This window comes from Amycolatopsis vancoresmycina, from assembly GCF_000716785.1.
Classification (GTDB): domain Bacteria; phylum Actinomycetota; class Actinomycetes; order Mycobacteriales; family Pseudonocardiaceae; genus Amycolatopsis; species Amycolatopsis vancoresmycina.
This window is the reverse complement of record NZ_JNYY01000006.1, coordinates 78,237-99,467: the sequence shown is the minus strand read 5'-3', so window position 1 is coordinate 99,467 and position 21,231 is coordinate 78,237. Positions and strand designations below refer to the sequence as shown.

General features: G+C 70.8%; 22 protein-coding genes. 12 read left to right on the top strand and 10 right to left on the bottom strand.

Features of this window, described 5'->3' with window-relative positions; all coding sequences use genetic code 11:
* Nucleotides 1–23 precede the first annotated feature (23 nt).
* Entirely contained in the window at nucleotides 24–365 is a 342-nt protein-coding gene (locus tag OO60_RS15475) for a hypothetical protein (protein ID WP_004562392.1), read from the bottom strand.
* Nucleotides 366–506: 141 nt separating this feature from the next.
* The gene (locus OO60_RS15470; RefSeq protein ID WP_004562391.1) at nucleotides 507–1,607 is read right to left on the bottom strand and encodes a lipase family protein; all 1,101 of its coding nucleotides are present in this window, start codon (nucleotides 1,605–1,607) and stop codon (nucleotides 507–509) included.
* A gap of 88 nt (nucleotides 1,608–1,695) precedes the next feature.
* On the opposite strand from OO60_RS15470, the gene OO60_RS15465 reads away from it, so the two are divergent.
* Nucleotides 1,696–2,406, top strand: a complete 711-nt coding sequence (locus OO60_RS15465) for a TetR/AcrR family transcriptional regulator (protein ID WP_004562390.1) — start codon at nucleotides 1,696–1,698, stop codon at nucleotides 2,404–2,406.
* A 48-nt stretch (nucleotides 2,407–2,454) separates the two neighbouring features.
* On the opposite strand, the gene OO60_RS15460 is transcribed toward OO60_RS15465, so the two are convergent.
* The gene (locus OO60_RS15460) at nucleotides 2,455–4,122 is read right to left on the bottom strand and encodes a purine-cytosine permease family protein (RefSeq protein ID WP_004562389.1); all 1,668 of its coding nucleotides are present in this window, start codon (nucleotides 4,120–4,122) and stop codon (nucleotides 2,455–2,457) included.
* 230 nt (nucleotides 4,123–4,352) lie between these two features.
* Here OO60_RS15460 and pdxH point away from each other — a divergent pair, with 230 nt between their 5' ends.
* The 3 genes from pdxH (at nucleotide 4,353) to OO60_RS15445 (ending at nucleotide 6,944) form a co-directional block, all read left to right on the top strand.
* The gene (pdxH, locus tag OO60_RS15455; protein ID WP_033261565.1) at nucleotides 4,353–5,030 is read left to right on the top strand and encodes a pyridoxamine 5'-phosphate oxidase; all 678 of its coding nucleotides are present in this window, start codon (nucleotides 4,353–4,355) and stop codon (nucleotides 5,028–5,030) included.
* Nucleotides 5,031–5,109: 79 nt separating this feature from the next.
* Complete coding sequence (locus tag OO60_RS15450) at nucleotides 5,110–6,375, top strand: MFS transporter (protein WP_004562387.1); 1,266 nt, start codon at nucleotides 5,110–5,112, stop codon at nucleotides 6,373–6,375.
* 23 nt (nucleotides 6,376–6,398) lie between these two features.
* Nucleotides 6,399–6,944 (top strand): DUF3558 family protein, encoded by a 546-nt coding sequence (locus OO60_RS15445; RefSeq protein WP_033261564.1) that lies wholly within the window; start codon nucleotides 6,399–6,401, stop codon nucleotides 6,942–6,944.
* Between the two features lie 3 nt (nucleotides 6,945–6,947).
* Here the strand turns inward: OO60_RS15445 and OO60_RS15440 are convergent, their stop codons facing one another.
* Genes OO60_RS15440 through OO60_RS15430 form a run of 3 tightly spaced genes read right to left on the bottom strand, consistent with a single transcriptional unit; the run spans nucleotide 6,948 to nucleotide 9,180 of the window.
* Nucleotides 6,948–7,772 carry an MBL fold metallo-hydrolase gene (locus OO60_RS15440; RefSeq protein ID WP_004562385.1) on the bottom strand — a complete coding sequence of 275 codons (825 nt, stop codon included), beginning with the start codon at nucleotides 7,770–7,772 and terminating at the stop codon, nucleotides 6,948–6,950.
* Nucleotides 7,769–8,602 (bottom strand): MBL fold metallo-hydrolase, encoded by an 834-nt coding sequence (locus tag OO60_RS15435; RefSeq protein WP_004562384.1) that lies wholly within the window; start codon nucleotides 8,600–8,602, stop codon nucleotides 7,769–7,771. Before OO60_RS15435 ends, OO60_RS15440 begins: the two co-directional genes overlap by 4 nt.
* Nucleotides 8,602–9,180, bottom strand: coding sequence for a TetR/AcrR family transcriptional regulator (locus tag OO60_RS15430; protein WP_004562383.1), 579 nt, complete (start codon nucleotides 9,178–9,180; stop codon nucleotides 8,602–8,604). The genes OO60_RS15435 and OO60_RS15430 overlap by 1 nt, the downstream gene beginning before the upstream one ends.
* Before the next feature lie 65 nt (nucleotides 9,181–9,245).
* Between OO60_RS15430 and OO60_RS15425 the strand changes: the two genes are divergently transcribed.
* The 3 genes from OO60_RS15425 to OO60_RS15415 are packed head-to-tail and all read left to right on the top strand — an operon-like array spanning nucleotide 9,246 to nucleotide 11,850.
* On the top strand, nucleotides 9,246–10,151 hold the full coding sequence (locus OO60_RS15425; protein ID WP_004562382.1) for an aldose 1-epimerase family protein: 906 nt from the start codon (nucleotides 9,246–9,248) through the stop codon (nucleotides 10,149–10,151).
* On the top strand, nucleotides 10,118–10,612 hold the full coding sequence (locus OO60_RS15420; protein WP_004562381.1) for a GNAT family N-acetyltransferase: 495 nt from the start codon (nucleotides 10,118–10,120) through the stop codon (nucleotides 10,610–10,612). The genes OO60_RS15425 and OO60_RS15420 overlap by 34 nt, the downstream gene beginning before the upstream one ends.
* A 20-nt stretch (nucleotides 10,613–10,632) precedes the next feature.
* A complete protein-coding gene (locus OO60_RS15415; protein ID WP_004562380.1) occupies nucleotides 10,633–11,850 on the top strand; it encodes an amidohydrolase in 1,218 nt (405 codons plus the stop codon).
* A 48-nt stretch (nucleotides 11,851–11,898) separates the two neighbouring features.
* On the opposite strand, the gene OO60_RS15410 is transcribed toward OO60_RS15415, so the two are convergent.
* From OO60_RS15410 to OO60_RS15400, 3 genes are all read right to left on the bottom strand, one after another.
* Entirely contained in the window at nucleotides 11,899–12,504 is a 606-nt protein-coding gene (locus OO60_RS15410) for a Uma2 family endonuclease (protein WP_004562379.1), read from the bottom strand.
* 96 nt (nucleotides 12,505–12,600) lie between these two features.
* On the bottom strand, nucleotides 12,601–13,242 hold the full coding sequence (locus OO60_RS15405) for a Rieske (2Fe-2S) protein (protein ID WP_033261563.1): 642 nt from the start codon (nucleotides 13,240–13,242) through the stop codon (nucleotides 12,601–12,603).
* Nucleotides 13,239–13,682: an RNA polymerase sigma factor gene (locus OO60_RS15400; RefSeq protein ID WP_240490788.1), complete on the bottom strand. Its 444-nt coding sequence runs from the start codon at nucleotides 13,680–13,682 to the stop codon at nucleotides 13,239–13,241. Before OO60_RS15400 ends, OO60_RS15405 begins: the two co-directional genes overlap by 4 nt.
* Nucleotides 13,683–13,912: 230 nt before the next feature.
* Between OO60_RS15400 and OO60_RS15395 the strand changes: the two genes are divergently transcribed.
* Complete coding sequence (locus OO60_RS15395) at nucleotides 13,913–15,334, top strand: hypothetical protein (RefSeq protein ID WP_003102285.1); 1,422 nt, start codon at nucleotides 13,913–13,915, stop codon at nucleotides 15,332–15,334.
* A gap of 99 nt (nucleotides 15,335–15,433) precedes the next feature.
* Here the strand turns inward: OO60_RS15395 and OO60_RS15390 are convergent, their stop codons facing one another.
* Nucleotides 15,434–16,570 (bottom strand): acyl-CoA dehydrogenase family protein, encoded by a 1,137-nt coding sequence (locus OO60_RS15390; protein WP_003102282.1) that lies wholly within the window; start codon nucleotides 16,568–16,570, stop codon nucleotides 15,434–15,436.
* Between the two features lie 163 nt (nucleotides 16,571–16,733).
* Here OO60_RS15390 and OO60_RS15385 point away from each other — a divergent pair, with 163 nt between their 5' ends.
* The 4 genes from OO60_RS15385 (at nucleotide 16,734) to OO60_RS15370 (ending at nucleotide 21,220) form a co-directional block, all read left to right on the top strand.
* Nucleotides 16,734–17,315, top strand: a complete 582-nt coding sequence (locus tag OO60_RS15385; protein WP_003102279.1) for a TetR/AcrR family transcriptional regulator — start codon at nucleotides 16,734–16,736, stop codon at nucleotides 17,313–17,315.
* Between the two features lie 41 nt (nucleotides 17,316–17,356).
* Entirely contained in the window at nucleotides 17,357–18,298 is a 942-nt protein-coding gene (locus OO60_RS15380; RefSeq protein ID WP_033261562.1) for a carbohydrate kinase family protein, read from the top strand.
* Nucleotides 18,299–18,496: 198 nt separating this feature from the next.
* On the top strand, nucleotides 18,497–19,810 hold the full coding sequence (locus tag OO60_RS15375; protein WP_003102275.1) for a citrate synthase: 1,314 nt from the start codon (nucleotides 18,497–18,499) through the stop codon (nucleotides 19,808–19,810).
* 63 nt (nucleotides 19,811–19,873) lie between these two features.
* Entirely contained in the window at nucleotides 19,874–21,220 is a 1,347-nt protein-coding gene (locus OO60_RS15370; protein ID WP_003102272.1) for a cryptochrome/photolyase family protein, read from the top strand.
* Nucleotides 21,221–21,231: the final 11 nt, after the last annotated feature.

The following is a 21,231-nucleotide window of genomic DNA, read 5'->3' as shown; positions in this document are numbered from 1 at the left end:
ACCGACGGTTTCTGGTGCTCGGCTCATCCGGAGTGGTTGCACGCCCACTTCCACGTGGCATCGCCGTACACCGTTGCGGCCTTGTCGGGGTCCTGGCCGGGGGCGGGCATCGCCACCTCGGTGGCTTGCGCCGGGTCCAGGACGGTGCGGGCGAGCCCGGCGATCGCGAGCGCCGAGCCGGCGGCGCAGAAGTTCTTGGCCGACTCGAACATCTCGTCGTAGGAGTGCGGCGCGTGCGGGGTGAACCCGGCAGCCTTCACCGCTGCCGTCCACTCCGCCTTGGAGTCGGGTGGCGCGTCGCTGCCGCAACCGGCGAGGGCGAGGGTCGCCAGGGCGGCGAGGGCGGGCAGGACCGGGCGACGCATCAGGTGATCCTCTCGGCAGTTGATCGACATCGTGAGGGTCGCCGCCGCGCGCCTGCTCGTTACGGTTCGCCCGTGTGCGCCGTGGACCCGCGCCGCTCGCCGGGGAGGACCCCCTGCGTCCGTCCCCGGCGAGCGGAACACTCAGAACTTCGTGCCCAGCCAGGTCATCGCCACCGGGCCGCCGATCGACACCCCGGCGATGTGCTCCAGCAGCGGGAACTCCTGCCACGTCAGCTTCGCGCCGAGTGCCTTCCAGCGGTCGCGCAACGCCGTTCCCACGCTGAACGGGATCAGCTCGTCCAGCGTTCCGTGGTACAGGTACACCGGTGCCTTCGGGGCCGTCGTCCCCAGGTAGTTCGAAGCCAGCCGGGCCTGCCAGTGCGGCTCGTGGATCGGGTCCGGCACCGTCACGAAGTCCTGCAGGTGCGCGAACGGCGCCGCCGCGCCCAGCTCCACCGTGCACGCCTGGGACACGCGGGCCACCGCCTCGCGGCCGCGGTCGTTCAGGATCGAGGCGAACGGGACGTCCGGGTACGCCGCCGCGAAGCCCGTCGCCGCGCCGAGGACCAGGCCGAACGCCGCGCCGCCGTCATTGGACGCGAACACCGCGTTCAAGTCCGCCGGGACGCCGCCCGCCGCCACCCCGACCACGTTCAGCGAAGGCGCGTACGCCTCCTGCAGCTCCGCCGCCCACGCTGCGGCCTGGCCGCCCTGCGAGTAGCCGAACACGCCCACCGGGCCGGACGGCGACAGCCCCGCGCCGGTCACCCGGGCGGCGGCGCGCGCCGCGTCGAGCACCGCGCGGCCTTCGGACTGGCCGACCGCGTACGTGTGCGTTCCCGGTGTGCCGAGTCCTTCGTAGTCGGTGACGACGACCGCCCAGCCCTGCGTCAGCGCCTGGGCCAGCAGGGCGCTTTCGTTCTCGATGCCGTGGGCGAGGAGGTTCGAGGGGGCGCACTGGTCGCCGAGGCCGTGCGTGCCGACCGCGTACGTGATCAGCGGGCGCGGGCCGCCGCGCAGCCACGGCGTCGGGGGCACCAGCAGCGTGCCGGAGACCGCGTTCGGCGCGCCGGTCGCCGACGTCGAGCGGTACAGCAGGTGCCAGGCTCTGACCGGGGCCGGGAAGGGGCCGACGAACACCGTCGCCGGCTGCTGTTCCAGCAGGACGCCCGGTTCGGCCTGCGCCGTGGGGGCGGCAGTCACGAACAGGAGCGCGACGGCGACCAGTAACCGACGAAGCATCGTTGCCTCCGGTTGTTTGGTAATCGAGGTTTTCACAATTTAGCCAGGCCGGTAGGATCCGGCAATCCCTCAGAAGGAGGAGCAACCGTTGGCTCGCACGTACGGCGGCGTCGCACCCGAGCAACGCCGCGCCGACCGCCGCGAGCGGCTGCTCACGGCGGGGCTCGAGCTGTTCACCTCGGCCGGCTTCCGGCACACGAAGATCACCGAGGTGTGCGCCCGCGCGGGCGTGTCGACGCGGAACTTCTACGAGGAGTTCAGCGGCAAGGAGGACGTGCTGCGCACGCTCCACGACCGGATCAACAGCCTCGCCCTCGAGCACGTCACCGCCGCGCTCGGCAAGGTCTCCGAAGCCGACGCCATGACCCGCATCGCCACGCTGCTCGATGTCTTCATCGACACGGTCACCGTCGACCCCCGGCTGCCGCGGCTCAACTACGTCGAAGCCGTCGGCGTCAGCGCGGAGCTGGAAGAGCAGCACCAGGTGTGGGTCGACCGCTGGGCGACCTTCATCGAGACGGAGGCGCGGCGCGCGGCCGCCCACGGCGCCGCGCCCGACCGCGACTACCGGCTGACGGCGATCGCGCTGGTCGGCGCGGCCACCGGGCTGCTGCGCGAGTGGCAGGCGCACGAGCCGCCGCTGCCGGTCGAAGACGTCGGCGCGGAGCTGCGCGCCCTGATGCTGGCGGCCATCATGCGGCCGGAAAAGATCTTGGAAATCCCGGGCAACCCCGGCGCGCCCTCGGACGTGAAGGAGTCGAGCCGGGAGGGGGAACCGGGGGGAGGCCGGCTCGCGTGAGGGCCCTTTCCCGGCCGCGGACGCGCCGGGAAAGGGTCCTCACGGACGTTACGGGGTCCGCGCGGCCGGCAGGCCCAGGTCGACCGGGCCGGTGGTGCGGCACACGTCGTGGCAGGTGTCGTCCAGCGTGCAGCACAGCGAGCAGATCGGGCCGTCCTGCTTGGCGCAGTCGGCGACGTCCGGCAGCTCGTACGGGTCGCCGCAGACCGAGCAGGTGTGCGTCGCCCGCAGGTCGGCACCCTCGACCGCGACCGTGTTCTCCCGCGCCAGGTAGTACTTCCCGCGGGTGACCACCGCGAGCGTCGGCACCAGGACGATGGCGATCACCAGCGCGAGCAGCGGGCTGAACGCGGCCAGGAACGGCCCGAACGCGCCGAAGTACGCCACGATCGACACCGCCGACGCGACCACCATCGAGCCGAACCCGACCGGGTTGATCTTGTGCAGGTAGGCCCGCTTGAACTCGATGTAGCGCGGCGAGAGGCCCAGCGGCTTGGCGATCACCAGGTCGGCGCAGACCGCGCCGATCCACGCGATGGCGACGTTCGAGTAGAAACCGAGGATCTTGTTCAGGAAGCCGAACGCGCCGAACTCCATCAGCGCGAGCGCGATCCCGCAGTTGACCAGCACGTACCAGACCCGGCCGGGGTGCCGGTGCAGCACGCGGGAGAAGAAGTTCGCGAACGACAGCGAGCCGGAGTAGGCGTTCGTCGTGTTGATCTTGATCTGCGAGACGACGACGAACAGCGCGGCGAACGTCAGCGCCACCGGCCCGAGCGCCGGCTTCACCGCCTCGAGGTACGGCGCGATCGGCTCGAGCGCGTGCGCCTTCCCGACGACACCGAGCGCGAGGAAGGCCAGCAGCGCGCCGCCGATCTGCTTCGCGGCGCCGAGGATCACCCAGCCGGGGCCGGCGGCGAGCACCGCGGCCCACCACGACCGCTTGTTCTCCGCCGTCTTCTCCGGCATGAACCGCAGGTAGTCGGCCTGCTCGCCGATCTGCCCGATCAGGGACAGCGCGACACCCATGCCGAATCCGAACCCGATCGCGGAGAACCCGGCCCCGGCGCCCTCGGTACCCCCGAAGTGGGTGAATTCCGCGAACTTGCCGGGCTCCCGGACCAGCACGACGACGAACGGCAGCACCAGCCCGGCGATCCACAGCGGCTGCGTCCAGGTCTGCATCTTCGCCACCGCGCCCATGCCGTAGAGCGCGAAGGGCAGCACGATGAGCGTCGCCAGCAGGTAGCCGATGGGCAGCGGGATGCCGAGGGCGAGCTCGAACGCCTGGCCCATGATCGAGCCTTCGAGCGAGAAGAAGATGACGGTGAAGCTCGCGTAGACCAGCGACGTCAGCGTGGACCCGAAGTAGCCGAAGCCGGCTCCGCGGGTGAGCAGGTCCATGTCCACACCGGACTTCGCGCAGGCGGCCGCGATGGGCACGCCGGTCACGAAGATGACGACGGCCGCGGCGAGGATCGCCAGCACGCCGGAGGTGAAGCCGTAGGAGAGGACGATGCTGGCGCCGATCGCGAAGTCGGCGAGGTAGGCGATGCCGCCCAGTGCCGTCGTCGCGACCACGAACGGGGACCATTTCCGGAACGAATGGGCGGCGAAGCGCAGTGAGTAGTCCTCGCGGTTTTCGTTCGCCGCGAGCGGGGCGTACCGGCGTTTCGGCGGAGCACTCTTTTCGGCGTTGGACAGGGTCTCGGTCATGCCTGCCTCCGGGAGTGGTGGGGAACGGGCCGAAGGTAGGTGTGCCCTGTATCGATCCTGGTCCGGCGGGTAACGCGGGGGTTACGGCTTGTTGTCCTGCGGTTACGGCTGGGTGGCCGGAAAGAGGTGGTGGGTGTCACCGTTAGGTGGGTTCCGCTGCCGGTCCCGAAGCCCTAACGTGCCTAGAGCCGAAGTCGACTGATGCCCCGGCCGGGCGTGGAGGTTTGGCGATGATGCCGGAAATCGAGGACCAGGTGGAAGACGCCGTAGTACGCCTTCCCGGAATGCGCGTGGCCTACGACGGCGCGGCGTTCGACGAATCCGCGCTCGCCGCCACCTGGACCGATCAGCTGCAGGGCTGGCTCAACCAGGCGGTCGCGGCGGGCATCGCGGAACCGAACGCGATGGTGCTGGCGACGGCCGACGCCGAAGGCCGCCCCTCGTCCCGCACGGTCCTGTGCAAGGGCCTCGACGACCGCGGCGTCGTGTTCTACACGAACTACACCTCCTCCAAGAGCCACGACCTGACGGCGACCCGCTACGCGTCGGTGACGTTCCCCTGGTACGCGCTCCACCGCCAGGTCCACGTCCGCGGCGAGGTCGAGAAGGTCGGCGTCAAGGAGACGGCGGAGTACTGGGCCCAGCGCCCGCGCGGTTCGCAGCTGGGGGCGTGGGCGTCCCCGCAGTCCCGCGTGGTGGACGGCCGCCGGGCCCTGGACAACGCGCTGCACGGGATCGAGCGCCGGTTCGCCGACGTCGAGCGGATCCCCGCCCCGCCGCACTGGGGTGGCTGGCGGATCCGGCCGGACCTGGTCGAGTTCTGGCAGGGCCGCGAGGACCGCATGCACGACCGGCTGCGGTACGTGCGCAACGACGACGGGTGGCAGATCGAGCGCGTCGCGCCGTAGTCCAGGGCGAGGTAAATCACCTGCGCGGTGATAGTTAGCCCCGCTAAGCTGGTTCTTCGTGACTGGTGAACCGGGGACCATGCCGCCCCGCTCGGGCGTCCGCAAGCTCCTCGGCCGCATCGTCGTCGACACGCGGCCACTGAAGATCGCCGCGTTCCGGCGGCTGTGGCTGTCCACTGTGGTCACCGCCGTCGGGACGCAGCTGACCGCCGTCGCCGTGCCCAAGCAGGTCTTCGACCTCACCGGGTCGTCCGCCTACGTCGGCCTGACCGGGCTCGTCGCGCTCGTCCCGCTGCTGATCTTCGGGCTCTGGGGCGGCGCCGTCGCCGACGCCGTCGACCGGCGGAAGCTGCTGTTCGTCACCAACGTCGGCGTCGCCATCACCTCCGCGCTGCTCTGGTTGCAGGCGTTCGCGAACTTCGGCTCGGTGTGGCTCGTCCTCGGCCTGCTCGCCGTCAACCAGGCGTTCTTCGCGATCAACATGCCGACGCGCGGCGCCGTCGTCGCCCGGCTCGTGCCCGACGAACTGCTGCCGTCGGCGAACGCGCTCAACACCACCATGTCGACCTTCGGCGCCGTCTTCGGGCCGCTGCTCGCCGGCGCGCTGATCCCCGTCCTCGGGCTCTCCACCCTCTACCTGATCGACGTCGTCGCGCTGACGATCACGCTGTTCGCCGTCTGGCGGCTGCCGCCGATCCCGCCGCTGAACGGCCCCTCCCGCCGCGCCGGGCTCGGCGACGTCATCGACGGGTTCCGGTACCTCTCCGGGCAGAAGGTGCTGCTGGCCTCGTTCGTCGTCGACATCATCGCGATGGTCTTCGGCATGCCGCGGGCGCTGATCCCGGAAATGGCCGAGCGGACGTTCGGCGACCCGCCCGGCGGCGCCCCCGCGCTCGGCTGGCTCTACGCGGCCCTGCCGCTGGGCGCGATGCTGATCGGGCTCTTCTCCGGCTGGCTGACGCGCATCCACCGCCAGGGTGTCGCGGTCGTCGTGTCGATCTGCGCGTGGGGTGCGGCGGTCGCCGCGTTCGGGCTCGCGCACTCGCTGTGGCTCGCCGTCGTCTTCATGGCCCTGGCGGGCGCCGCGGACATGGTCAGCGCGGTCTACCGGATGGCGATCCTGCAGGTCGCGACGACCGACGAGATGCGCGGCCGGCTCCAGGGCGTGTTCACCGTGGTGGTCGCGGGCGGCCCGCGGATCGCCGACCTGACCCACGGCTGGGGCGCGGCCGCGTTCGGCACCACGGCGGCCGCGAGCGGCGGCGGCGTGCTGGTGATCGTGCTGGTGTGCGCGTCGATACTCCTGCTCCCGGCGTTCTGGCGCTACCGGGCGCCCACGGCCTGACCGACCCGGGTTAGGGTGCGGGCATGCGTACCTTGGTTGTCGCTTTTGTCGCTTTCGCCGCGTTGACTGCCTGCTCGTCGGCGGAGAAACCGGCGCCCTCGTCGTCCCCCGCGCCCAAGCCCGCACCCAGCACGAACGCCGCCGCCGCGGCCCTGGACCCGTGCAAGCTGCTGCCCGCCGAGGCCGTGTCGAAGGCGCTGTTCCTCGACAACCTCAAGGCGGTACCGGGCCCGGCGCAGGACAGCACGGCCAACGGCGGCAAGGCCCGCAGCTGCGAGTACCAGCACGACGGCAAGGCCGCCGGCGCGCTCGCGGTGACCCGCTACGAAGGCAAGCAGGGCAAACCGGCCGAGATGGTGGCGTCGATCAAGAAGGCGAAGCCGGGCGCGAAGGACGTCCCGGGCTTCCCGGACGGCGCGGTGTACTACGTCGACGACCAGAAGACGGCGACCCTCGCCTCGGCCGAGCTGGTGTCGGGCACGCCGGTGCTGGTCAACTACACCGGCCCGGCGAAGATGACCGCGGAGCAGATCGCGCCGCTGGTCAAGCAGGCCCTCGCCGCGAGCTGACCGTCACCGGCGCAGGGCCGCGAACTCGACCGGGCTGTGCGCCGAGAACACCGTCACCTCGTCCTGGTGCTCCCGCGCCAGCTCGTGCAGCCGGGCCAGGTTCTCCAGCCGCGGGCCGCGCAGGGTCTGGACGATGTTCTGGAACGCCGTCAACCCCGGTGGGCAGTTCGGGGCCACCGGGTCCAGCTGGCCGTGGAAGAAGTACGCGTCGCCCGCGTGCAGGAGCCAGCCGTCGCCCTTGTCGATCGCCACGCCCGTGTGGCCGCGGGTGTGGCCCGTCAGCGGGACCAGGAGGATTTCCTCCGGCAGGCCCTTCAGCGACCGGACCGCGTCGAAGCCGAACCACGGCTCGCCGGTCTCGTCGTACGTGCTCCACAGCGGGCGGTGCGCGAACTGCGCCGCGCGGTAGCGGTTCTTCTCGGCCGCGTTCGCCGGGGACGTCGCCGCCCGGTGCTCCTCGGCCCGGACGTGCACCACGGCGTTCGGGAAGTCCGCCAGGCCGCCCGCGTGGTCGACGTCCAGGTGCGTCGCCACGACGTGCCGGACGTCGGCCGGGTCGAGGCCGAGCGCCTTGATCTGGGCCACCGCCGTCTCGGCGGCCTCGACCCGGGCGCCGACCATCGCCATGAACGGACGGCCCAGCCACTCGGCGGGGCGCGTCACGCCCTGGGTGCCGAATCCGGTGTCGACCAGCACCAGGCTGTCGCCGGTCTCGATCAGCAGGCAGTGGGCGACCAGCTCCGCCCGCCGCAGCAGGCCGGGCCGGCCGTCCAGGAGCCTGCCGCCCGCCGGCCGCATCGTCCCGCAGTTCAGGTGGTGCACCTTCATACGCTGCTCCTGCTGCTCAGGCGGAGGAACTGGGTCTCGTCGTGCGCGGCGAAGACGGTCACTTCGCCGCCGTGCTCCTGAACAAGCTGGCGCAGGCGGCGGTGGTTGTCCAGTCTGGCGCGCTTCACCGTCTCCATGTGGCCCTCGAACCACTTCAGCCCCGGCGGGCAGTGGGGGTCGGCCGAGACCTGGCCGTGGAAGAAGTACGAGTCGCCCGCGTTGAGCAGCCAGCCGTGGCCGGTGTCGACGGCGACCCCGGTGTGGCCGCGGGTGTGCCCGGCCAGCGGGACCAGGAGGATCTCCGGCGGCAGGCCGTCGAGCTGCCGGACGGCGCCGAAGCCGAACCACGGCTCGCCGGTGTCCGCATAGGACGTCCACTGTGGACCGTGGGCGAACTGGATCCGGCGGTACCGCCCGCGTTCGGCGGCGTCGCGCGGCTCGGTGAACGCCCGCAGCTCTTCGGTGTGGACGTGCACCCGCGCCCACGGGAAGTCGATGAGCCCGCCGGCGTGGTCCAGGTCGAGGTGGGTCAGCACGATGTCGCGGACGTCCGCCGGGTCGAACCCGAGCGCGCGGATCTGCGCGATCGCCGTCTGCGCGGGGTCGGCGACCGGGTTCGACTGGCGGACGAACCCCGCGCCCAGCCAGGCGTTCCGGTCGACCGCGGCCGGTGTGCCCATGCCGGTCTCGACGAGCACGAGACCCGTGTCGGTTTCGAGCAGCAGGCAGTGGCAGACCATGGTGGCGCGCCGGAACAGCCCCGGCCGGCCGTCGATCAGCCGGCCGCCGAGTGGGCGCATGGTGCCGCAGTTCAGGTGGTGGACGCGCATCAGGAGAACTCCCGGTCGAGGGTCGTGTGCAGGTGGGTGGCGACCGCGCGCAGCGGCGCGAGGTCGCGGCGGGTGCGGGCCAGCAGCAGCCCGCCTTCGATCGCGGCCAGCACGATCGTCGCGAGCTCGTCGGCGCGCTCGGCGGGCAGGTCCTGTGCGGCGAAGTAGGAGCAGAGAACGCCGTGCCAGGACGCGTAGCCGTCGACGCAGGCTTCCCGGATGGGTTCGCTCGACGCGGCGGCGTCCAACGCGACCGTCGCGAGTGGACAGCCGCGCTGGAAGTCCGATCCGGTCAGGAAGCTCGCCAGCGCGTCGACGGCCCGGTCGATCGCCGTCGCCGGGTCGGGCGCGTCGGCCAGGATGGCTTCGAGGAGGGCGCCGGTGCGCTCGCTCGACAGCCGGACGGCCTCGGCGGCGAGCTGCTCCTTGCCGCCGGGGAAGTGGAAGTAGAGCGAGCCCTTCGGCGCGCCCCCGGCCGTCGTCAGCTGGGTGAGGCCGGTGGCGTGGTAGCCCTGCGTGTGGAACAGGTCGGCGGCGGTGTCGAGCATCCGCTGCCGCGTGTCGGTGCGGCGAACCATGGCAGCACCGTAGCGCAAACTATGACGACCGGTCTAGTTAGTTCGTGGCTCGGTAAGGTCGTGCCATGGGCAACCCGACCGGTCAGCAGTTCGAGATCACCCGCGGCAACGCACGCGCCGTCGTCACCGAAATCGGCGCCGGCCTGCGCGCTTTCGAAGTCGGCGGCGTGCCGTACGTCGAGGAATTCCCCGAAGACGCCAAGCCGCCGATGGGCGCCGGGCAGCTCCTGCTGCCCTGGCCGAACCGGACCAAGGGCGGCCGGTGGAAGTTTCAGGGGGAAACCCAGCAACTGGAGATCACCGAAGAGGCGCGCGGCAACGCCATCCACGGCCTGACCCGCCACCTCGAGTGGGAGCTGCTGGAGCACGCCGAGTCGTCGATCACCCTGGCCGTCGACGTCGAGGTGCAGCCGGGCTGGCCGGTGCCGCTGCGCGCGACCGTCACCTACGAGGTCTCCCCGCGCGAGCTGACCGTCACCCACCAGATCCGCAACGAAGGCGAGCAGCCGATCGGCGTCGGCGTCGGCACGCACCCGTACTTCCGGCTCGGCGACGTCCCGACCGACGAGGTGACCCTCACGCTGCCGGCGAGCCGCGTCCGGCCGTCGCTGCCCGACGAGCAGATGCCGTACGCCGAGGAGCAGGACGTCGAGGGAACGGAGTACGACTTCCGCGGGGGACGGCTGCTGGCCGGCGTCAACCTGGACACCGCGTTCGGCGGGCTCGCCGCCGCCGAGGACGGCCGGCACCACATCGTCCTGGCCCACGGCGAGCAGCAGCTGCTCGTCTGGACCGGCCCGGACTTCCACTGGGCCCAGGTGTTCACCCCGGACGACCTGGTCGGCCGCGGCCGCGCGGTCGCGATCGAGCCGATGACCTGTCCGGCCGACGCGCTCAACACGGGCACCGACCTGATCGAGCTGGAGCCGGCGGCGTCGTGGTCGGGCAGCTGGGGCATCCGGGTCCCGTGACGCCGCGTCGCCTGAGCGTCGCCGACGCGGGCGAAGTGCTGACGCTGCAACGCGCCGCGTACGTCACCGAGGCACGCGCGCACGGCGACCTCGACCTGCCGCCCCTGCTGGAGACTCTGGACGAGACGCGCGCGGCGTTGTCCGGTTTGTCCTGGGGGATCCGCGAGACGGGCCGCCTGGTCGCCTCGGTGCGGCTGACGGTGTCGGGGCACGTCGGCGTGATCGGCCGCCTGGTCGTGGCGCCGGACCGGCAGGGAGCCGGGCTCGGCGGCGGGCTGCTGCGGTTCGCGGAGTCGGCCGCGCCGGCGGAGGTGACGCTGTTCCGCCTGTTCACGGGCTCGAAGAGCACCGGGCCGCTGCACCTGTACGCCAAGCACGGCTACCGCGAGACGCACCGGACCCCGGAGCACGACCACGAGCTGGTGCACTTGGAGAAGACCCGCGTGCACGCGCCCGGGTGAGTTCGTTAGCGTGGCGAACTATGGTGAAGGCAATTGTCGGGGGCTACGTCGTCCCCATCGACGGTGATCCCATCGAGGGCGGCACGGTCCTGATCGACGGCGGCCGGATCGTCGCGGTCGGCACCGAGGCCGACGTCGACATCCCGGAGGACGCGGAACTGGTCGACGCGGCCGGCACCTGGGTGCTGCCCGGCTTCATCGACGCCCACGCCCACCTCGGCGTCCACGAGGACGGCGAAGGCTGGGCCGGCAACGACACGAACGAGATGACCGACCCGAACGGCGCCCGGTTCCGCGCCGTCGACGGCATCGACCCGTACGAGCCCGGCTTCGACGACGCGCTGGCCGGCGGCGTCACGAGCGTCGTCATCAAGCCCGGCTCGGGCAACCCGATCGGCGGCCAGACGATCGGCGTCAAGACGTGGGGCCGCAGCATCCTGGACATGATCTTCGCGGAGCACGTCAGCGTGAAGAGCGCGCTCGGCGAGAACCCGAAGCGCGTGTACGGCGAGAAGAAGCAGACGCCGTCGACGCGGCTGGGGGTCGCGGCGATCCTGCGCGAGGCGTTCACCAAGGCCCGCAACTACCAGGCGAAGCGCGCGCACGCGGAGTCCGAGGGCAAGCCGCACGAGGTGGACCTGACCCTGGAGACGTTGTCGAAGGTCCTCGACGGCGAGCTGTACTGGGACCAGCACGTCCACCGCGCGGACGACATCGTGACGGCGATCCGGCTGGCCGACGAGTTCGGCTACAAGCTGGTGATCAACCACGGCACCGAGGGCCACCTGATCGCGGACCTGCTGGCCGAGCGCCAGGTGCCGGTGATCCTCGGCCCGCTGTTCACGACGAAGTCGAAGGTCGAGCTGCGCAACCGCACGCTGCGGTCGGCCGGCATCCTGGCGCGGGCGGGCGTGCAGATCGCGATCACGACGGACCACCCGGTGATCCCGATCAACTTCCTGGTGTACCAGGCGGCCCTGGCGGTGAAGGACGGCCTCGACCCGGCGACGGCCCTGCGTTCCCTGACGATCAACCCGGCGTCGATGCTGGGCCTGGACGGGCAGATCGGCTCGCTGAAGCCGGGTCTGGACGCCGACGTGGTGCTGTGGAGCGGTGACCCGCTGGACGTGATGAACCGGGCGCTGCGCGTGTTCGTCCGCGGCGACGAGGTGTACCACTTCGACGAGTCACTGGGCGAAGGCGTGTCGAAGGACCGCCGGTACCGGGAGACTCGCTGAGTTTCGGGCGGCACGCCGGTGACCGGGCGGTTCCGGCGTGCCGCCCGATCAGTCGAGGAGCGCGTCGAGGTCGATCTTGACCGGGAACGGGACGTCGGTGGTGAAGGTGCCGGTGACCGCGGCGGCGTCCAGGTACCCGAACTCACCGGCTTGGTGACAGGCGACCAGCGAGACCGGCTCGGTGATGTCGACGATCCAGTAGTGCGGGATTCCCGCGTCGGCATACTCGTCGTGCTTCACGTGGTAGTCGGTGCGTCTCGAGCCCGGCGACACGATTTCGACGACGACGGCTACCTCCTCGGCCCGAAGCATGCCGTGATCCCGGCGCACACGGGCGATCGCCGATCTTTCGACGATGAGCAGATCCGGCCGCCGGGAGAAACCTGGTCTGCCCGCCGGCGCCAGACCGAGGTTCACGTCGGTTTCGGGCAGCACGCGGAGGTGGCGCGGCACCTGACCGGCCAGTTCCCGGGCGAGTTCGAACACCACGATGTTGTGGTCGGCGATGGGGCTGGGTGACATCACGACGCGGCCTTCCACGAGCTCGGTGAAACCTGAGTCGGTTTCACCGAGGGCCGCGTACTCCTCGATCGTCAGCAGGTGATCGGGGATTTCCCACCGGCTCGCCGGCTTCGGCTGGGGAACTGCAATCACAGCCTCTCCTCACGTCCCCGGAATTGTCTCACGGCTCAGGTGCAACCATCGGTGACGCTATCTGTACCGAGCGTGGTACACCGCTCCCTCGATCGGCTATCCCTGCTTGAAGGGCGTGTGGATCTGGATGTCGCCGTCCTGTTCGCGGGTCCGGAACACCGGCAGCGGCGGGATCTCCACCGGCAGGTCGTAGTGCAGGACCTCCCCGGTCAGCGTGAAGGTCGCGCCGTGGCAGGGGCAGACCAGCTGCCGGCCGGGGTCCGCCAGGTGCAGGCGGCACCCCAGGTGGGTGCAGGTCGAGGACACCGCTTGCAGGCCGTCGGGGGTCCGCTGGACGAAGCCGGTGACCGTGTCCAGTTCGAACTCGCGCAGGACGCCCTCCGGCACGTCCTCGCTCGCCGCCACCGTCCGCCACTCGCCCGCCTCCGCCGGGGGCGGTGCCGTGGCCGGGCTGCGGACCAGGCGGTCGATCCCGATGCCGGCCGCGAGGGAGGCCGCGGCGATGCCGGCCGTCCGGACCACGTGCCGCCGGTTCGGCCGCGGGGCCACCTCGGCCGCCAGCTCCCCGCCGAGCCGGGCGACGAAGTCCGCGTCCGGCACCGCGTCGTCCGCGCCGAGCCGGGCGGCCTGCAGTTCGATGGCCGCGCGCATCTGGGCGACCTGGTCGTCGTCCGGCCGGAACGGCTCCGGCGTGCGCTGCCCGAGGAGGCTGTCGGCGAAGCGGTCGACGTCGTTCATGCCTGCTCCTCGATCCGGGCCGCGGCCTGGGCGGCGAGCCGCAGGGCCCGGTGCTGGATCACCTTGACGTTGGCCAGGCTCACCCCCAGTTCGTCGGCGGCGTCCTGCAGCGAGTAGGACTCCAGGAATCGTAACTGCAGGACTTTTCGTGCGCGCTCGGGCAATTCGGCGAGTATCGCGGCGACCCGCCGGTCCGTCGCCGGAGCGGCCGAGCCGTTCGCCGTCCGTGGGCCGCTGTCGGGTATTTCCGTCGATTCGTCGAGGCCGATCGTGGTGATCTCGCGGCCGAACAGGCGCCGCCAATGCGCGGCGAGCACCGTGCGTGCCGTCGCGAGCAGGTAGGCGCGGATCGCCGCGGTGTTCGCGCTCGTGCGCAACGGTTTCAGCACCGCGAGGAACACCTCGCCGGTGAGATCCTCGGCGTCCGCGGGATTTCCCACCTTTTTCAACATCAGCCGGTAAACCCAGACGACATTCTCCCGGTAAACGGTTTCCCAGTCCGGTTCGGGCTTCCCCTCCATCGGGACTCCATATCCGTGGCTCCGATGTTCCCGACCATACCCCGCGGTGTAACCGGGGTGCATATCTCTCCGCGAGGGGCCACCTTGATTTCTCCTCCGCGCACTGGCCGGCGAGCGCGGGGACCGCCCGTTTCCTGCGAGGAGCAATCATGACGAGCAAACGCAAAGCCGCGACCGCGGTGGCCGCGGCACTGACACTGGGGGCGACCGCCGCGTTGTCCGGTGGGGCACAAGCCGTTGCACAGCAGGCAGGAGGCTTCACCGACCGGGGCGACATCCGGTTCCTGCCACAACCGCTGAAGGACCGGCTCGCCCTGCTGGCCGGCCGTCCGGTGACCTTTCCGCCGATGACCGCGTTTTCCGAGGCGCCGTCGCCGAGTCAGTTATTCCAGTACTACCTGCTGGACACGAAGAACTTCCAACCGAACGTGTTCACGACGACCATTCCGGGGATCAACGACGGCGTCGCGCCGACGGCCACCGGGCCGAACCACGACCTGCCAACGCTGGGCGGGCTGCGGGTGGTCGTCGAGCCCAAGCCGGGCCTGCCGACCGATCCGAACGACCCCGGTTCGTTCGTCGACATGTTCACCGACATCTCGGGCCTGTTCGTCATCAACAACGAGTCGGGCTGGTACGAGGGCTGGATGATCCACGACGTGACGGTGCCGGACGTCGCCGCGCTGCGCGCCGACGGGCACGCCGCCTTCGGGACGATTACCGCCGCGGACGCCGCGGCACTGGCGAAGATGGGGGACTACCACAACAAGCCGGGCGCGGTCTTCACGACCGACGGCAAGGCGCCGCACGAGCCGTCCGCGACCGACCACTGGCCGGACAAGGTGTCGAACCTCGTGCCGATCCAGCTGTCGCTGGGCGCCTACAACGCCACGCAGCAGAGCGACATCCACTCGTACTGGGAGCTCAACCAGTACACGAACTGGGTGCCGCCCACCTACGAGCTGCCGTTCACCGGCGGGATCCCCGGCACGTTCGAGAAGGGCCGGATCGGTGCGCTGTCGTCGATCGTGCCGGGCTCGGGCCCCGCGGGCGTGAAGAACAAGCCGCAGGTCGACGGGGACAACCCGAACATCCCGCGTGACCCGGACCGGCTGCTCAACACGAGCCCGGACGACCCGGACCGCCCGATGCCGAACAACGACGACCACAAGGAGAAGCGGCTCCGGTTCGTCCCGAGCGGGCTGGGCAACGAGGTGATGCTGGACGTGTACCTGCGGACCGCGTCCTTCGAACCGTACGAGCACCGGCTGGACCAGCGGATCTTCGACGCCTACGCGGCCGAGGTCGCGCGGGTCGACGGCAACCACGACGGCATCGTCGACGCCGTCGAGGCGGACCTGGAGGGCACGTCCGACGGCGGCCAGTCCAACGACCGGCTGTTCCTGCCCGCGACCGCGTACAACCGCGTCGCGGTGACCCGGGAGATCAACGACGGCCTGCTTTCGCCGCGCTTCGCGCCCAGCCAGCGCGCGTGGGTGCTGAGCGGTGACATCGCCCGGGTGAGCCCGTCCGTGCCGGCGTCCATCCCGCAGGACGGCGACAACCGCTGACCGAACGGATCGAGGGGTGCACGGGTGCGGCCGGCTTCGCCGCCGGCCGCACCCGCGCGGCAGGAGGGGGGTGACCGATGCGCGTCTGGGAAACGAGCTTTACGCCTTCTTCAGCTCCCGTGCGATGACGACCCGCTGGATCTGGTTGGTGCCTTCGAAGATCTGCGGCACCTTCGCCTCCCGCATGTACCGCTCGACCGGGAAGTCCCGCGTGTACCCGGCCCCGCCGAGCACCTGGACCGCGTCCGTCGTCACCTTCATCGCGCCGTCCGTCGCCACCAGCTTCGCGATCGACGCCTGCCGCTGGAACGGCAGGCCGCGGTCCCGGCGACGGGCGGCGTCGAGGTACATCGCGCGGGACGACTCCACCGTCGCGGCCATGTCGGCCAGCAGGAACTCGACCCCCTGGAAGTCCGCGACCGGGCGGCCGAACTGCGTCCGGCCCTTCGCGTACGCCACCGCTTCGTCCAGCGCCGCCTGCGCCAGGCCCACCGCGCACGCCGCGATCCCGAGCCGGCCCGAGCTCAGGGACGCCAGCGCGATCCGCAGGCCCGCGCCGGGCGCACCCAGCAGCCGGGCGGCGGGCACGCGGGCGTTCTCGAAGATCATCTGGGCGGTCGGCGAGCCGGTGAGCCCCATCTTCCGTTCGCGCGGGGCCGCCGAGAGGCCCTCGGTCGCGGCCGGCACCAGCAGGGTCGAGATCTCCGCGTCGCCGGTGCGGACCATCGTCGTGTAGAAGTCCGCCACGCCCGCGTGCGTGATCCAGGCCTTCGTGCCGTTGACGACGTAGTCCGCGCCGTCGAGCCGCGCGCGCGTCGAGAGCGCCGCCGCGTCTGAGCCCGCCTGCGTCTCCGACAGCGCGTATGCGCCCAGGAGCGAGCCTTCGAGCATGTCCGGCAGCCACTGGCCGCGCTGCTCGTCGGTGCCGTACTCCGACAGCGCGTAGCAGGACATCGTGTGCACGGACAGCCCGACGCCGACCGTCATCCACGCCGCCGCGATCTCCTCCAGGACCTGCAGGTAGACCTCGTACGGCACCCCGCTTCCGCCCCAGCGCTCGGCGTACGGCAGGCCGAGCAGGCCGGACTTGCCCAGCAGGCGGAACTGCTCGCGGGGGAACTGCTCGGCTTCCTCGGCCGCTGTCGCGCGGGGCGCGAGTTCGTCGCGCGCGATTTCCCTGGCCAGGGCGACCAGGTCCTCGGCGTCCGAATCGGGCAGCAGGCGTTCGGCGGGCATCTTTGTCCTCCAAACCCGTGTCTTACGGGGGTCCGGGTGGCAGAGCCCCCGGCCCGGGGCGAAGCCACGGCGTATTTCAGTACTGAAAACAGTACTGTGGGCTTGCCTAGAGTACAGTACGACGGGACTGGGGTGGCCGGAAGACGTAGGAGATAGTGAGCCGATGCGCCCCGAACCCCGCCGCCGGCCGACCGCTCGCCAGCGCGCCCTCCTCGCCGACCTCGAGGCGCTCTTCCTGGCCGAAGGCTTCGCGGACTTCACCCTCGACGACCTCGCCGGCCGCCTCCGCTGCTCGAAGTCGACGCTCTACGCGCTCGCGCCCAGCAAGGAGCAGCTCGCCGTCAAGGTCGTCACCCAGTTCTTCCGGGGTGCCGCCGAGCGGATCGAGGAGCGCGTCGGCGGCATCGACGACGCCCGCAAGCTCATCGCCGAGTACCTGGCCGGCGTCTCGGAGCACCTCAACCGGGCGTCCGCCGCCTTCATGCGCGACCTCGCCGGGTTCGGGCCCACGCGCGACGCCTACCAGCTCAACAGCCGGTTCGCCGCGAAACGGCTCCGGCAGTTCATCGACAAGGGCGTCGCCGACGGGGTCTTCCGGGACGTCCACGCCCGGCTGGTCGCCGAGATGACCGGGCTGATCATCGAAGGCATCCAGACCGGGGTGCTCGGACGGCGGACCGACGTCTCCGACGCCGAGGCGTTCACCGCTTTGGGGGAACTGCTGCTCGGGGGTCTCGACAAATAGCGGACAGGAATTGTCATGCCGGAGTCAATTAAACTGCCGGCGTGATCGTCGTAGGCGGAGAAGCTCTGGTCGACCTGGTTCCCGGCGACCCCCTGGATTCCACTGTGGACGGCGGGCTGCGCGCGCTGCTGCCCCGCCTCGGCGGCGGCCCGTACAACGTGGCGCTGGCCGCCGGCCGCCTCGGCGTGCCGGCCGCGTTCCTTTCGCGGGTGTCCACCGACCGCTTCGGCGACGCGATGGTCGAGCGGCTGCACGCGTCCGCCGTCGACACATCGCTGCTGCAGCGCGGCGACGAACCGACGACGCTCGCCGTCGTGGCGCTCGACGCGAAGGGCGCCGCGCGCTACACGTTCTACGTCGAGGGCACCGCCGACCGGCTCGTCGCGGACCCGGGCCCGCTGCCGGAAAATGTGACCGCGCTCTCACTCGGCACGCTCGGCATGGTCCTCGAGCCCGGCGCCTCCGCCTACGAGGCGATGCTGCGGCGCGAGGCGGCCCGCGGCGTCCTGACCGCGCTCGACCCGAACATCCGCGAGGCGCTCATCACCGACCCGGCCGCCTACCGGGCGCGGTTCGCGTCCTGGCTGCCGGACGTCCGGCTGCTCAAGATCTCCGACGACGACGCCGCGTGGCTCACCGGCGGCGCCGATCCGGTCGCCGCGGCGAAGACGTGGGTCGAGTCCGGTGTGGACGCCGTGGTGCTCACCCGGGGCGCCGACGGGCTCTCGGTGATCACCGCCGCAGGTGAGCTGGCCCACGTGCCGTCGCGAAAAGTCACCGTCGTGGACACGATCGGCGCGGGCGACACCGTTCAGGGGGCGCTGCTGGCGTGGCTGCACACCCACGAGGCCGCCGACCTGGCCTCCCTCGACGCGGACGCGTGGCGCGAGGCCCTCGCGTACGCGGCAAAAGCGGCGTCCATCACGGTGTCCCGCAGCGGCGCCGAGCCGCCGACCGCGGCCGATCTGGCGTCCACCGTGTGAACCTGGTCCCAAAGGGGGCCCCAGGAGCAACGCCACCGCTGCGCGAAGGCGGGTTTCTCGACTAGCGTGGTGGGGCATTCTTCATACCCCAGCGGGGCGGTGTGCAGCGAGGCGCCAGTGTTTCCTCGCGTGAACACGTGGCTACCTGTGAAACGTACAGGCGCCGCCGGCCCGTGCCCGAACGTGAGAGGGACTTGCATGTCCGACGCGACGACTGCGGGGCAGTCCGGCGGAACCGCGAAGCTGACCCTGCCGAATGGCGAGCACGAGTTCAAGATCGTGCACCCGGTCGAGGGCGCGCCGGGGATCGAACTGGGGAAGTTGCTGGCGCAGACGGGGTACATCACCTACGACCCCGGTTTCGTCAACACCGGCGCCGCGTCGTCCGCCATCGCCTACATCGACGGTGACGCCGGCATCCTCCGCTACCGCGGCTACCCGATCGAGCAGCTGGCCCAGAAGTCGACCTTCATCGAGGTCTCCTACCTGCTGATCTACGGCGAGCTGCCGACCCAGGCCCAGCTGGCCGACTTCACCGAGAAGATCCAGCGGCACACGCTGCTGCACGAGGACCTGAAGGCGTTCTTCAGCGGCTTCCCGCGCGACGCCCACCCGATGCCGGTCCTGTCGAGCGCGGTGTCGGCGCTGTCGACCTTCTACCAGGACTCGCTCAACCCGTTCGACGAGCCGAACGTGGAGCTGTCGACGATCCGGCTGCTCGCGAAGGTGCCGACCCTGGCCGCGTACGCCTACAAGAAGTCGGTCGGCCAGCCGCTGCTGTACCCGGACAACTCGCTGGGGCTCGTCGAGAACTTCCTGCGGATGACGTTCGGCTTCCCGGCCGAGCCGTACGACGTCGACCCGGACGTCGTCAAGGCGCTCGACCTGCTGTTCATCCTGCACGCCGACCACGAGCAGAACTGCTCGACCTCGACCGTGCGCCTGGTCGGCTCGTCCGAGGCGAACCTGTTCGCCTCGATTTCGGCGGGCATCAACGCGCTGTTCGGCCCGCTGCACGGCGGCGCGAACGCGGCGGTGCTGGACATGCTCGAGGGCATCCAGGCCGACGGCGGCGACGTCGCCAAGTTCGTCGAGCGGGTGAAGAACAAGGAAAAGGGCGTGAAGCTGATGGGCTTCGGGCACCGGGTCTACAAGAACTACGACCCGCGCGCGAAGATCATCAAGAGCACGGCGGACGAAATCCTCGGCAAGCTGAAGGGCGGCGACCAGCTGCTCGACATCGCGAAGAAGCTCGAGGAAACCGCACTTTCCGACGATTACTTCGTCGAGCGGAAGCTGTACCCGAACGTGGACTTCTACACCGGCCTGATCTACCGGGCGCTGGGCTTCCCGACGAAGTTCTTCACGGTGCTGTTCGCGCTGGGCCGCCTCCCGGGCTGGATCGCGCACTGGCGCGAGATGATCAACGACCCGGCCACCAAGATCGGCCGCCCGCGGCAGATCTACACCGGCCACGCGTCGCGGGACTACACCCCGATCACCGAGCGCTGACCGCTCACCCCGGCAAGCGCCCCGCCGTGCACCCGCACGGCGGGGCGCTTATCGTTTGGCGTCGTGACTCGTGAAGCACCCGTCGTCCTGTGGTTCCGCCGTGACCTGCGGCTGGGTGACCACGCCGCCCTGCTCGAGGCGTCGAAGCACAGCAAGCACGTTCTCGCGCTGTACGTCCTCGACGAAGCGCTGCTCAAGCCCGGCGGGGCTCCGCGCGAGGCGTTCATGTACGGCTGCCTGGAGAAGCTGAACGAGCAGCTCGGCGGCCGTCTCATGCTGGTCCGCGGCGACCCGGCGGCCGAGGTCGTGAAGGCGGCGAAGAAGATCGGCGCCGCGGCGGTGCACGTCAGCGCCGACACCGGACCCTACGGCCGCCGCCGGGACGCGTCGGTGGCGAAGGCGTTGGCGGAGCACAACATCGACTGGGTCGAGACGGGCTCGTCGTACGCGGTGACGCCGGGGAGCGTCACCAAACCCGACGGCGAGCCGTACCGCGTCTTCACGCCGTTCTTCCGCGCCTGGACCGCCCGCGGCTGGCACTCGCCCGCGGACACCGGACCGTCCCTTGTGGACTGGGTCGAGCCGCCGAAGTCGCTGAAGATCCCGAAGCCGCCCAAGGTGTCCGCGACCCTGCCCGAGCCGGGCGAGCAGGCGGCCTTGACGGTCTGGCACGACTTCCTGGACGGTCCGATCGAGACGTACGACGCCGACCGCGACCGGCCGGACCGCGAAGGGACCACGCGCCTTTCGCCGTACCTGCGCTGGGGGAACATCCACCCCCGGACGATCCTGGCGGATCTTTCCGGCGACGAGCGGGTGGGCGCGAAGTCGTTGCGCAGCGAGATCTGCTGGCGCGAGTTCCACGCGGACGTCCTGTGGCACCGCCCGGAAACGGCGCGCAAGAACTACGACAAGCGGTTTGACGGCATGAAGCACGACGACGACAGCGAGGCGTTTTCGCGGTGGTGCGAGGGCCGGACCGGCTACCCGATGGTGGACGCCGGGATGCGGCAGCTGCTGGCCGAGGGCTGGATGCACAACCGGGTGCGGATGGTGGTCGCGAGCTTCCTGGTGAAGGACCTGCACCTGCCGTGGTGGCTGGGCGCCCGCCACTTCATGAAGCACCTGGTGGACGGCGACCTGGCATCGAACCAGCTGAACTGGCAGTGGGTGGCGGGCTGCGGCACCGACGCGGCGCCGTACTTCCGCATCTTCAACCCGACGACCCAGGGGGAGAAGTTCGACCCCAACGGCGATTACGTGCGCAAGTACGTGCCTGAGCTGCGGTCGGTGGCGGGGAAGGCGGTCCACAAGCTGAAGGAGCGGCCTGGGGAGTACCCGGAGCCGATGGTCGACCACGCCCACGAGCGGCAGGTTTCCCTGGAGCGGTACGGGAAAATCACGTCGTGAGTGGTAAGGCG